The sequence below is a fragment of the Citrobacter freundii complex sp. 2025EL-00176 genome (assembly GCF_053309355.1).
This window is the reverse complement of sequence record NZ_JBRYHT010000001.1, coordinates 872,828-885,125: the sequence shown is the minus strand read 5'-3', so window position 1 is coordinate 885,125 and position 12,298 is coordinate 872,828. Positions and strand designations below refer to the sequence as shown.

The 12,298-nt window shown below is 53.0% G+C and carries 13 protein-coding genes; 6 read left to right on the top strand and 7 right to left on the bottom strand.

What is annotated here, in order from left to right; genetic code table 11:
• Positions 1 to 83: 83 nt before the first annotated feature.
• Positions 84 to 1,472 carry a succinate-semialdehyde dehydrogenase gene (sad, locus tag ACVXHP_RS04370; RefSeq protein WP_447570924.1) on the bottom strand — a complete coding sequence of 463 codons (1,389 nt, stop codon included), beginning with the start codon at positions 1,470 to 1,472 and terminating at the stop codon, positions 84 to 86.
• 103 nt (positions 1,473 to 1,575) lie between these two features.
• Between sad and ptrR the strand changes: the two genes are divergently transcribed.
• The gene (gene ptrR / locus ACVXHP_RS04365; RefSeq protein ID WP_038640556.1) at positions 1,576 to 2,436 is read left to right on the top strand and encodes a putrescine utilization regulator PtrR; all 861 of its coding nucleotides are present in this window, start codon (positions 1,576 to 1,578) and stop codon (positions 2,434 to 2,436) included.
• 94 nt (positions 2,437 to 2,530) lie between these two features.
• Entirely contained in the window at positions 2,531 to 3,727 is a 1,197-nt protein-coding gene (locus tag ACVXHP_RS04360) for a sugar transporter (protein ID WP_447570923.1), read from the top strand.
• A 36-nt stretch (positions 3,728 to 3,763) separates the two neighbouring features.
• On the opposite strand, the gene ACVXHP_RS04355 is transcribed toward ACVXHP_RS04360, so the two are convergent.
• Positions 3,764 to 4,429 carry a MarC family NAAT transporter gene (locus ACVXHP_RS04355; RefSeq protein ID WP_061381352.1) on the bottom strand — a complete coding sequence of 222 codons (666 nt, stop codon included), beginning with the start codon at positions 4,427 to 4,429 and terminating at the stop codon, positions 3,764 to 3,766.
• A gap of 257 nt (positions 4,430 to 4,686) precedes the next feature.
• Between ACVXHP_RS04355 and marR the strand changes: the two genes are divergently transcribed.
• The 3 genes from marR to marB are packed head-to-tail and all read left to right on the top strand — an operon-like array spanning position 4,687 to position 5,773.
• A complete protein-coding gene (gene marR, locus ACVXHP_RS04350; protein WP_042308445.1) occupies positions 4,687 to 5,121 on the top strand; it encodes a multiple antibiotic resistance transcriptional regulator MarR in 435 nt (144 codons plus the stop codon).
• A 19-nt stretch (positions 5,122 to 5,140) separates the two neighbouring features.
• Positions 5,141 to 5,524 carry an MDR efflux pump AcrAB transcriptional activator MarA gene (gene marA, locus ACVXHP_RS04345; RefSeq protein ID WP_003032424.1) on the top strand — a complete coding sequence of 128 codons (384 nt, stop codon included), beginning with the start codon at positions 5,141 to 5,143 and terminating at the stop codon, positions 5,522 to 5,524.
• A 30-nt stretch (positions 5,525 to 5,554) separates the two neighbouring features.
• The gene (gene marB / locus ACVXHP_RS04340; protein ID WP_200006844.1) at positions 5,555 to 5,773 is read left to right on the top strand and encodes a multiple antibiotic resistance protein MarB; all 219 of its coding nucleotides are present in this window, start codon (positions 5,555 to 5,557) and stop codon (positions 5,771 to 5,773) included.
• A gap of 29 nt (positions 5,774 to 5,802) precedes the next feature.
• On the opposite strand, the gene eamA is transcribed toward marB, so the two are convergent.
• Complete coding sequence (gene eamA / locus ACVXHP_RS04335) at positions 5,803 to 6,702, bottom strand: O-acetylserine/cysteine exporter (RefSeq protein WP_447570922.1); 900 nt, start codon at positions 6,700 to 6,702, stop codon at positions 5,803 to 5,805.
• A 198-nt stretch (positions 6,703 to 6,900) separates the two neighbouring features.
• Here eamA and ydeE point away from each other — a divergent pair, with 198 nt between their 5' ends.
• Positions 6,901 to 8,088 (top strand): efflux MFS transporter YdeE, encoded by a 1,188-nt coding sequence (gene ydeE / locus ACVXHP_RS04330; RefSeq protein WP_447570921.1) that lies wholly within the window; start codon positions 6,901 to 6,903, stop codon positions 8,086 to 8,088.
• Between the two features lie 40 nt (positions 8,089 to 8,128).
• On the opposite strand, the gene urtE is transcribed toward ydeE, so the two are convergent.
• From urtE to urtB, 4 genes are read right to left on the bottom strand one after another with little or no spacing between them, the layout of a single operon-like run.
• Positions 8,129 to 8,827, bottom strand: coding sequence for an urea ABC transporter ATP-binding subunit UrtE (gene urtE, locus ACVXHP_RS04325; RefSeq protein ID WP_447570920.1), 699 nt, complete (start codon positions 8,825 to 8,827; stop codon positions 8,129 to 8,131).
• Positions 8,828 to 8,836: 9 nt separating this feature from the next.
• Positions 8,837 to 9,634, bottom strand: a complete 798-nt coding sequence (gene urtD, locus ACVXHP_RS04320; RefSeq protein WP_200006462.1) for an urea ABC transporter ATP-binding protein UrtD — start codon at positions 9,632 to 9,634, stop codon at positions 8,837 to 8,839.
• On the bottom strand, positions 9,634 to 10,707 hold the full coding sequence (gene urtC / locus ACVXHP_RS04315; RefSeq protein ID WP_447570919.1) for an urea ABC transporter permease subunit UrtC: 1,074 nt from the start codon (positions 10,705 to 10,707) through the stop codon (positions 9,634 to 9,636). The genes urtD and urtC overlap by 1 nt, the downstream gene beginning before the upstream one ends.
• A complete protein-coding gene (gene urtB / locus ACVXHP_RS04310) occupies positions 10,707 to 12,281 on the bottom strand; it encodes an urea ABC transporter permease subunit UrtB (RefSeq protein WP_447570918.1) in 1,575 nt (524 codons plus the stop codon). The genes urtC and urtB overlap by 1 nt, the downstream gene beginning before the upstream one ends.
• Positions 12,282 to 12,298 lie beyond the last annotated feature (17 nt).

Below are 12,298 nucleotides of genomic sequence, written 5' to 3'. Positions count from 1 at the left end.
CATTAGGTGTCAGTGTACGAAGAGTCAATGTGAGAAAATTTGCAGAAATAAGACAGGTGCCCCCGACGGAGGCACCCTCACCTTCAGAGGCGGTTTTTCCAGACGGTCTGCACATTACAAAACTCATGCAGGCCAAAATGCGAAAGCTCGCGACCAAAACCACTTTTCTTCACGCCGCCAAACGCTACACGGGCGTCGCTGGCGCTATAACCATTGATGAAGACGCCTCCACACTCCAGACGAGAGGCCATATTCTGGGCCAGCGCGTCATCCGCAGTGAACACCGTGGCGGATAAACCAAAATCACTGTCATTCGCCAGCGCCAAAGCATGTTCCGCATTCCTGGCAACGGTGATCGCCGCAACCGGACCAAACAGCTCCTGACGGAAAGCCGTCATTTCTGGCGTTACGCCGCCCAGTACTGTCACGGCATAGTAATTGCCCTGACCTGCTATTTTTTCGCCCCCAAGGAGTAACTTCGCCCCTTCGGCCAGGGATGCTTCAACCTGCTGATGCAGCTCATCACGCAGATCAAATCGCGCCATCGGTCCGAGATCGTTTTCTTCGTTTAACGGATCGCCCATTTTGAGCGCACTCGCGGCCGCCACAAATCGCGTAGTAAATTCTTCTGCAATCCCTTCTTCGATGATAAAGCGCTTCGCTGCCGCACAAACCTGCCCGGTATTCTGATAACGTCCGGCGACTGCCGCTTTAACGGCCAGGTCGAGATCGGCATCATTCAGGACAATAAACGGATCGGAACCACCCAGTTCAAGTACGCATTTTTTCAGCGCCGCACCCGCCTGAGCACCAATCGCCGCACCAGCGCGTACGCTACCCGTTACCGTTACCGCCGCGATACGCGGGTCGTTGATCATCTGACTGACTCCGGCGTTATCGGCATTTACCCAACCGTAAACACCGGCGGGTACGCCTGCATCAGCAAAAACCTGCGCGATAATCGCAGCACAGCCGGTTACATTAGGCGCATGCTTTAACAAATAGCCATTACCAGCCAGCAAAATCGGAATGGCACCACGCAGTACCTGCCACAGCGGGAAATTCCACGGCATGATCGCCAGAATAGTTCCAACCGGGCGATACTCAATCACCGCCTGGTTATTTTCTACCAGCGTCGGTTCCGGGTTTAGCATCGCGGGTCCATGTTCGGCGTACCAGTCACACAACGCGGCTGACTTGGCGACTTCACCACGAGCCTGTTTAATGGGTTTGCCCATTTCACGTGAAATACACTGCGCCATCTCTTCCGCGCGATTACGCAGTGTCAGGCCGATTTGACGCAGCATATGCGCACGGTGCGCGACGGTAGTCTGTTTCCATTCACTGTAGGCACTCGCGGCAAGACTTAGTGCCTGCGCAATCTCTTCGGTGCTGGCCCACGGCATCGCCGTCAGTCTTTCACCGCTGGTAGGATCAACAGAAAAAGCATGTGTTGCTGCTGTGATAGTCATGGATGCCTCTCTTTTATCGCAGGGTATGGTTATATCATGAGCATATTTACTCTTTCTGAAAAATGAATAATATTAACCATACCATTCACGATTAGAGAATATTATGGATCTGACGCAACTGGAAATGTTCAATGCCGTCGCGGAGACCGGCAGCATTACGCAGGCCGCAGCGAAGGTGCATCGCGTGCCGTCCAATCTCACTACCCGTATACGCCAACTTGAGGCCGATCTTGGCGTCGATCTGTTTATTCGTGAAAACCAGCGTCTGCGGCTTTCGCCCTCCGGACACAACTTTTTGCGCTACAGTCAGCGGATCCTGGCGTTGGTTGAGGAAGCGAGAATGGTGGTCGCCGGAGATGAACCGCAGGGCTTGTTTTCGCTCGGATCGCTGGAAAGCACCGCCGCGGTGCGTATCCCTGCCACGCTGGCGGAATATAACCAACGTTACCCGAAAATTCAGTTCGCCCTGGCGACAGGTCCCTCGGGCACCATGCTGGACGGCGTGCTCGACGGCACGCTGAACGCTGCCTTTGCCGATGGCCCAATTACCCACCCCGGACTTGAGGGGATCCCGGTCTATCGTGAAGAGATGATGATCGTCACTCCGCACGGTCACCCTCCCATCCAGCGGGCCAGCGACGTCAACGGCTGCAGTATTTACGCGTTTCGCGCCAACTGTTCCTACCGCCGACACTTTGAAAGCTGGTTTCATGCCGATCGCGCCATGCCGGGTACCATTCATGAAATGGAGTCATACCACGGGATGCTGGCCTGCGTTATTGCCGGTGCGGGTATCGCGCTGATTCCACGTTCGATGCTGGAAAGTATGCCCGGGCACCATCAGGTTAACGCATGGCCGTTGAGCGAAAACTGGCGCTGGCTGAATACGTGGCTGGTCTGGCGAAGGGGGGCGATGACGAGGCAACTGGAAGCCTTTATTGAGGTATTGAACCCGCAGCTGTAAAAATGAGATCCGCATCACGAAATGATTGTATTTTCACCAGCAAACGTTTTAAGATCGCACTCTTACCTTTTCGCAGCTAATCCACTGATTCACTATGACAACAGACACTGTTTCCCGCAAGGTGGCGTGGCTACGTGTAGTTACGCTCGCCATTGCCGGTTTTATTTTCAATACCACAGAGTTTGTCCCTGTCGGTTTGCTGTCCGACATCGCACAAAGTTTTAATATGCAGACCGCTCAGGTCGGGATCATGCTGACGATCTACGCCTGGGTTGTTGCCTTAATGTCGCTTCCTTTCATGCTACTCACCAGCCAGATGGAACGACGCAAGCTCCTGATCTGTCTGTTTGTCGTGTTTATTGCCAGCCATGCACTCTCTTTTCTGGCATGGAATTTCACCGTGCTGGTGATTAGCCGGATTGGTATCGCCTTTGCGCACGCTATTTTCTGGTCCATTACTGCATCGCTGGCAATTCGTCTGGCCCCGGCAGGAAAACGCGCGCAGGCGCTTAGCCTGATTGCTACCGGCACCGCGCTGGCAATGGTGCTGGGTCTGCCTATCGGGCGTATCGTCGGTCAATATTTTGGCTGGCGCACCACGTTCTTTGCCATCGGCATGGGAGCGTTAGTCACCCTGCTCTGCCTGATTAAGTTACTGCCTAAATTACCCAGCGAACACTCCGGTTCACTTAAAAGTTTGCCGGTGTTATTCCACCGTCCGGCGTTGATGAGCCTGTATGTACTGACGGTGATTGTGGTCACTGCCCACTACACGGCTTATAGCTACATTGAACCGTTTGTACAGACCGTCGCCGGACTGAGTGCCAACTTTGCTACCGTGCTGCTACTGATCCTGGGCGGCGCGGGTATTGTTGGTAGTGTGATATTTGGCAAACTGGGTAACCTACATGCGTCCATGCTCATCAGTTGCGCCATTGCCCTGCTGACGGTGTGCCTGGTACTACTATTGCCAGCCGCTGACAGCGAAATGCACCTCGCCATCCTGAGTATTTTCTGGGGTATTGCGATTATGTTGATCGGTCTTGGTATGCAGGTAAAAGTGCTGGCGCTGGCCCCGGATGCCACCGATGTCGCAATGGCGCTATTCTCCGGTATCTTTAATATCGGCATTGGCGCTGGCGCGCTGGTGGGAAATCAGGTGAGTTTGCACTGGTCGATGTCAACGATTGGTTACACAGGCGCAGTACCTGCCGTTGTCGCGTTGATATGGTCGGTGATTATCTTTCGTAAATGGCCGGTATCGCTCGAAGAGCAGCCTCAGCATTCGTAAAAAGCCGGCCCGGTAAGACAATACCGGGCCCGTTTTTTAAGCGTAAGTTTTAATAATTTCCAGCACGCCGTTAATAATAAACTGCACGCCCATACACACCAGCAGGAAGCCCATCAGGCGCGAAATAGCTTCTATGCCGCCTTTGCCTACCAGGCGCATAATCCCACCAGAACTGCGTAAACACCCCCACAGGATTACGCCGACAACCGCAAAAATTATCGGCGGTGCAACCATAATTACCCAATCAGGAAATTCGGAGCCATGACGGACGGTTGACGCCGAGCTGATGATCATTGCTATCGTACCCGGACCGGCGGTGCTTGGCATTGCCAGCGGTACAAATGCAATATTGGCAGTCGGTTCGTCTTCCAGCTCCTCTGACTTGCTCTTCGCCTCTGGAGACTCATGCGCCTTCTGTTGTGGAAACAACATCCGAAAACCGATAAACGCAACGATTAACCCACCCGCAATACGTAATCCGGGGATCGAAATCCCGAAGGTATTCATCACCAGTTGTCCGGCATAGTACGCCACCATCATGATGGCAAACACATACACAGACGCCATCAGGGACTGACGGTTACGCTCCGCGCTGTTCATATTACCGGCAAGGCCAAGGAACAACGCCACGGTGGTTAACGGGTTTGCTAACGGTAACAGGACTACCAGCCCCAGTCCTATTGCTTTAAACAAGTCCATCATAATGTCATCTTTCCTGTGCGTTAATCGTCAACGGCAAGTATAAGGTGAAACCAGAGTGATAAGCCATTTTCACGGTGTAAGGATTCATTTTTCACCCGCGCCTATAACCCATAATTATCAGACCGTTAAAATTATATACGTCAGTTGATGAGCCTGCTGATTTAGCAAAACGTGGCATTTGCCGACCCATTCATTTGACTTATATTTGCCTAAGCAATAATATCAGCCGTGACTAACTACTTGCCAGGGCAACCATTGTGAAAAGCACCAGTGATCTGTTTAACGAAATCATCCCACTGGGTCGTTTGATCTATATGGTTAATCAGAAAAAAGATCGTTTGCTAAACGACTATCTGTCACCGCTGGATATCACGGCATCGCAGTTCAAAGTGCTCTGCTCCATCCGTTGCGCGGTGTGCATTACCCCTGTCGAATTGAAAAAAGTGCTGTCTGTCGATCTTGGCGCCCTGACGCGGATGCTGGACAGACTGGCCTGTAAAGGCTGGATAGAAAGGCTTCCGAATCCACACGATAAGCGTGGCGTGTTGGTGAAACTCACCGAGCATGGCGCAGCAATTTGCGAGCAGTGTCACCAATTAGTCGGGCAAGACCTGCACCAGGAACTAACAAAAAACTTAACGGCGGATGAAGTAGCCACGCTTGAGCATTTGCTTAAGAGAATCCTGCCGTAAACAGAAAAGAGGTATGACGATGTCCAGACGCAATACTGACACAATCACTATTCATAGCATTTTGGACTGGATCGAAAATAACCTTGAATCGCCGCTCTCGCTGGAAAAAGTGTCTGAGCGTTCAGGTTACTCCAAATGGCACCTGCAACGGATGTTTAAAAAAGAAACCGGCCATTCACTGGGTCAATACATCCGCAGCCGTAAAATGACTGAAATAGCGCAAAAATTAAAAGAAAGTAACGAGCCGATTCTTTATCTGGCAGAGCGTTACGGCTTTGAATCTCAGCAAACGCTGACCAGAACGTTCAAAAACTATTTTGATGTTCCGCCGCATAAATACCGTATGACCAATATGCACGGCGAGTCACGCTATTTGCTTCCGCTCAATCAGTGTAATTGCTAATCGCCAGTTAACGACGTAACCGAGGAAATGATGAAAATTCTGTCTTATGCGATGCTGGCCCTGCTATTGGTTGCTTCGGGCCAGAGCATGGCGGAACAGACCGCGCAACCCGCCACCCAGAACAGTCGTGACGCGATGATTATGCCCCCTGCGCCCGATCAGTCCCCGTTCGATTTTAATCACATGGGTGCCGGCAGCGATAAGTCCGACGAATTGGGTGTGCCGTATTACAATACGCGCAACCTGTAATTCGTTTTGCCCCGCCACGGCGGGGCTTTTTACCCTCTCACCTGCGCTATCTTGCGCAAACGAAAGCCAAACACATTAATATACAGTCCAGCCATAATCAGCAGCGCACCCAGCAGTTGTAGACCCGTGAGCGTTTCATCCAGTAGCACAACCGCACTCGCCAGGCCGACAACGGGCACCAACAGCGACAGCGGCGCTACCCGCCAGGTTTCATAACGCCCGAGCAAAGAACCCCAGATTCCGTAACCCACAATGGTCGCTACAAACGCCAGATAAACCAGTGACAAAATGGTGGTCATATCTATCGCCACCAGGCTCTGCACAATTTGTGTCGGGCCATCAAGCAGTGCGGATGCCAAAAAGAACGGAACAATGGGAATTAAGGCGCTCCACACGACCAGGGACATCACCGCCGGACGCGACGTATGCTGCATTATTTTTTTGTTAAAGATATTGCCGCAGGCCCAGCTTAGCGCTGCCGCCAGCGTCAGCATAAAACCGAGCATGCCGACATGCTGTCCGTTCATACTGGCTTCAATCAGTACCAGTACGCCAAAGACGGCCAGCGCAATCCCTACCAGCTGTTTTCCCTGCAAACGCTCGCCAAAAGCGAATGCCCCAAGAATGATGGTGAAAAACGCCTGAGCCTGTAATACCAGAGAAGCTAACCCGGCAGGCATACCGAATTTGATGGCGCTAAAGAGAAACGCGAACTGCCCAAAACTGATGGTCAGGCCATAACCGAGTAACAGTGAAAGCGGGATTTTCGGGCGGGCAATAAAGAATATCGCCGGAAACGCCACCAGTAAAAAACGCAATCCTGCCAGCATCAACGGCGGCATATTATGCAGACCCACTTTAATGACGACAAAGTTGAGGCCCCAAACGACGACGACCAGCAACGCTAACAACCCGTCTTTACGTGACATACCACCGCCCTTGCAAATATTAAATTTTTGTAAACAAGTTAAGGTAACGGAAATCATTGTACCGTAACAGATCATTAATTCAGGTAGGCTATTGAGGGCATTTTCCGACAACTTATTGAGTGTACATCACACTTTTACCATGCTATTTGTTTCTGATATCTAAAAAAAACATAACAACATGCATTGTCGGGCAGGAAAATGAATATCTCTCTGAGACGGTCCACTCTCGCGTTACTTGCGTCATCCTTGTTATTAACCATTGGGCGTGGCGCTACGCTGCCATTCATGACGATTTACCTCAGTCGGCAGTATAACCTGAGCGTCGACCTGATCGGTTATGCGATGACGGTCGCCCTGACCATTGGCGTCGTTTTCAGCCTTGGCTTTGGAATTCTGGCCGACAAGTTCGATAAAAAACGCTATATGCTGCTGGCTATCTGCGGCTTTGCCTCTGGTTTTATTGCGATCCCACTGGTGCATAACGTGGTGGTAGTGGTGCTGCTCTTCGCCCTGATCAACTGCGCCTACTCCGTCTTCGCAACGGTGCTGAAGGCCTGGTTTGCCGATAATCTCTCTGCCACCAACAAGACTAAAATTTTCTCGCTTAACTATACCGTGCTGAATGTCGGCTGGACCGTTGGTCCCCCGCTGGGCACGCTGCTGGTGATGCAAAGTATTAACTTACCGTTCTGGCTGGCAGCCGCCTGTTCGGCTTTACCACTGGTGTTTATTCAGACGTGGGTCAAACGTTCCAATGCCGCATCAGAAGGTTCAAACGCCGCGGTTTGGTCACCCTCGGTGCTGGTGCGCGACAGAGCCTTATGTTGGTTTACGTTGTCGGCATTTCTGGCGTCATTTGTTAGCGGCGCATTTGCCTCCTGTATTTCACAATATGTGATGGTGGTCGCCAACGGTGATTTTGCCGAAAAAGTGGTGGCGGTCGTTCTGCCCGTCAACGCCGCCATTGTGGTATCGCTGCAATATGCCCTTGGACGCAGGATCACTGCCGCTAATATCCGACCGCTGATGACGGTAGGTACAATCTTCTTTGTGCTCGGTCTGGTTGGCTTCACGTTTTCCGGCAACAGTCTGTGGTTCTGGGGGATTTCTGCCGCCTTTTTCACTATCGGCGAGGTCATTTACGCGCCAGGTGAATATATGCTGATCGATAACATCGCACCGGCTGGCATGAAAGCCAGCTATTTTTCCGCTCAGTCGCTGGGCTGGCTTGGCGCCGCAGTAAACCCATTGGTCAGCGGCGTCATCTTGACCACATTACCGCCATGGTCGCTGTTTGTGGCGCTGATAGTAGCGATTGTCCTTGCCTGGGCGTTAATGATTAAGGGTATGCGCGCCAACCCCTGGGATCAGACGGCGGTCTGCTGATGGTCATCGCGACAGAGCCAGAATGGTTCTGTCGCGTATCTCAAATGGCCACCAGCCCACCTACCCCCTCGGATTCCATATTCTCGCCGGAACCGCGTTGAATAATACTGCCGCGCGACATAAGCAGGTATTTGTCAGCCAACTGCTGCGCAAAATCATAAAACTGTTCCACCAGCAAAATGGCCATATCACCACGGTGCGCCAGGTGAGAAATAACCTGACCAATCTCTTTAATTACTGACGGCTGGATCCCCTCGGTAGGCTCATCAAGGATCAACAACTGCGGGCGACTGGCCAGCGCCCGTCCAATAGCCAGTTGTTGCTGCTGTCCACCGGACAAATCTCCGCCCCGTCGATGCTTCATCTCCTGTAGCACTGGAAATAGCGCGTAAATATCATCCGGTACGCACCGGGCGTCCTGTGCTGAAAAGCGGGAAAGGCCCAGCAGCAGGTTCTCTTCCACTGTCAGACGCGGAAAAATGTCGCGTCCCTGCGGTACGTACGCGACACCGGCTTTAACCCGTTGATGTGGCTTCCAGTGCGTGACATCTTTCTCCTGCCACAGCACGCTTCCACTGCGGGCAGGAATAAGCCCCATCAGGCATTTTAAGAGCGTTGTTTTACCCACGCCGTTACGCCCCAGCAGACACGTCACCTCACCGATACGCGCTTCAAAGCTCACGCCACGCAGAATATGGCTACCACCATAGTATTGATTCAGTTCATTTACCTGCAGCATCAGCCCTCCTTACCGTCCAAGATACACTTCAATAACCTGCTCATTGGCCTGCACATCGCGTAGGCTGCCTTCGGCCAGCACTCGCCCTTGATGCAATACTGTAACGTGGTCAGCAATTGTCTCGACAAACCCCATATCATGCTCAACAACCATCAGAGAATGCTTCCCGGCGAGCTGGCGAAACAGCTCTGCGGTGTATTCCGTCTCCGCATCCGTCATCCCCGCCGCCGGCTCATCCAGCAACAGCAAATGCGGCTCCTGGACCAACAGCATGCCGATCTCAAGAAACTGCTTTTGCCCGTGCGAAAGCAGCCCGGCACGGCGGTCGCGATCGTTGACTAACCGTAACAGCGCCAGCATTTCATCGATGCGATCCCGCTGTTCACCCGAAAGGCGCGCCCGTAAAGAACCCCACACGGATTTATCGTTTTTCAGCGCCAACTCCAGATTCTCCGCCACCGTTAACGCTTCAAATACCGTGGGCTTCTGAAATTTTCGTCCAATCCCCTGACGCGCAATGGCGATAGAATCAAACGCCATTAAATCAATCGACTGATCGTAAATCGCACGACCGCTTTGCGGTCTGGTTTTGCCAGTAATGACATCCATCAACGTCGTTTTTCCGGCACCATTAGGGCCAATAATGCAGCGCAGCTCCCCGACGCCAATATTGAGCGTGAGATCCGTTAACGCCTGAAACCCATCGAAGTTCACGTTGATTTTTTCCAGCTGCAACACCGGGTCGGTTTGATTGCGAAATCTGTCCCCTGGCAACTGGCGGGTAAAAAGTCCTTCATCTGGCTGCATTATTTATCTCCTTTGCGAAACAGACCAATCACGCCACGGGGTAAAAACAGCGTAACGCCAATAAAAATCAGGCCAAGAAACAGCTGCCAGTATTCCGGCATAATCACCGTAAACAGACTTTTCGCGCCGTTCACCAACACAGCGCCAAAAACCGGACCGATCAGGGTTCCGCGACCACCGAGGGCGACCCAAATCGCCGCTTCAATCGAGTTGGTCGGCGACATTTCGCTGGGGTTAATAATGCCCACCTGCGGAACATACAGCGCCCCTGCCAGCCCGCACAGCACAGCGGAAAGCGTCCACACCAGTAGCTTGAAGCCTTTCGGATCATAGCCACAGAACATCAGCCGATTTTCGGCATCGCGCACGGCGGTCAGGATACGACCAAACTTACTGCGCGCCAGCGCCAGTCCCAGCCACAACGCCAGCACCAGTAGCATCACCGTCGCCAGAAACAGCGCGATACGGGTTGAGGTCGCGGTCACGGGGAATCCCAGAATAGTGGTAAATCCGGTGAAACCGTTATTTCCGCCAAACCCGGTTTCGTTACGGAAAAACAGCAACATCCCCGCGAAAGTCAGGGCCTGAGTCATGATGGAGAAATAGACACCCTTGATTTTTGAGCGAAAGGCAAACCAGCCAAACACCAGCGCCAGCAGGCCGGGCACCAGCACAACCAGCAGCATGGCCCAGATAAAATGTTGCGTTCCCCACCAGAACCAGGGCAGTTCGCTCCACGACAGAAACGACATAAAAGCCGGAAGTCCTTCGCCGGAGGCCTGACGCATTAGGTACATCCCCATCGCATATCCCCCCAGAGCAAAGAAAATGCCATGGCCCAGCGAGAGCATTCCGGCATAGCCCCACACCAGATCCAGTGCCACCGCCACAATGGCATAACACAGGATTTTCCCGGCCAGCGTCAGCGTCCAGACGGAGATTGCCAGCGGATGATCCACGGGGAGTAGCGCCAGAAATGGCAGAGTAATGAGCGCCAGCAGCAAAAACAGCCCCAGGATGCGCGTCACGCGCGGCGCTTTTCGTGCCAGCGTTAATGTCATTGGCATACTCATTAGTCAATCATCCTCCCTTTCAATGCGAAAAGTCCCTGAGGTCGTTTCTGGATAAACAGAATGATCAGCACCAGGATCATAATTTTGCCGAGAACGGCCCCCACCTGAGGCTCAAGAATTTTGTTGAAGATCCCGAGACCAAACGCCGCTGCCACACTCCCGGCGAGTTGTCCCACGCCGCCAAGTACCACCACCAGAAACGAATCAATAATGTAACTTTGCCCCAGCTCCGGCCCCACGTTGCCCAATTGCGACAGCGCCACGCCCCCCAGCCCGGCAATCCCTGAACCCAGTCCAAAGGCCAGCATGTCGACTCGCCCTGTGGGCACGCCGCAGCAGGCCGCCATATTGCGGTTTTGCGTCACCGCGCGCACGCGCAGCCCAAGTCGGGTTTTATTCAACAATAGCCAGGTAAAAAACAGCACCAGCATGGCAAAACCAAGCACCACAATTCGGTTCCACGGCAAAATCAGATTGGCATAGACCTGAATCCCCCCGGAAAGCCATGACGGATTAGCGACCTCGAGGTTTTGTGCTCCGAAGGTCATTCGCACCAACTGGATCAGCATCAGGCTGATCCCCCATGTCGCCAGCAGCGTTTCAAGCGGACGGCCGTATAAATGGCGGATCACACCGCGCTCCAGCAACATTCCTACTGCTGCGGTAAGCAAAAAGGCCACCGGAAGCGCAATAACCGGATACAAGGCTAACCATTGCGGGAGAAACTGCCCCATCAGCTGTTGCACCATCCAGGTACAGTAAGCCCCGAGCATTAACATCTCGCCATGCGCCATATTGATGACGCCCAGCAGCCCGTAAGTAATCGCTAGCCCTAGCGCCGCCAGCAGCAAAATAGAGCCCAGAGACAGTCCCATAAAGGCCTGACCGAGAAGATCGCCAATCTTCATGCGATGCGCGATAGAGTTCAGACTTTCGCTGGCGGCAGCACGAACGCGGACATCAGGCTCATGTTCTGCGCGGGTAAAGGGTTGTAATTTCGCCTGGGTTTCAGGGTCGTTCGACGCCCCCAACCGTTCAATTGCCTGACGCCTGACCTCTGGCGAGGTGCTGGTCAGTTGCAGGTTAGCCAGAGCAATAACCAGGGCGGATTTCACATTCGCATCCGGTTCCTGCGCCAGTCGTTGCTGCAAAAATGGCAGCATGCCAGGCTGAGCCTCACGCTGTAATGTGCTGGCTGCAGCGGCCCTATCAGTGACACCGTCACTTAAAAGTTGATGAACGGCCAACGTTCCGGCAACCAGATTGCGCAGTCGATTAGTCAGACGGACTTTTTTTAGCTCGCCGTCTGGACCTGTCGCCGTCCCCAGCGGCTGTGCTCGCGCCCCATCCATGACAAACGCGTTTTTCGCGCTATCGGTCAGCAGGCTTTCATCCCGCAGCGCCTTAAGTACAGGTAAACGCTGAAGGTCGGGATTCATTGCCCATTGTTCAAGTAAGGCGGTCTGCTGCGTCCGGTTGGCAGCGGTAAAAGTATCGGCATCTGATGCCTGCGCTATCCACGGCAAAAACCACGTCAGCAACATCACTCCACGAATAAAGCGCATGACTTTCATGAGCATTCTCCCAAGCG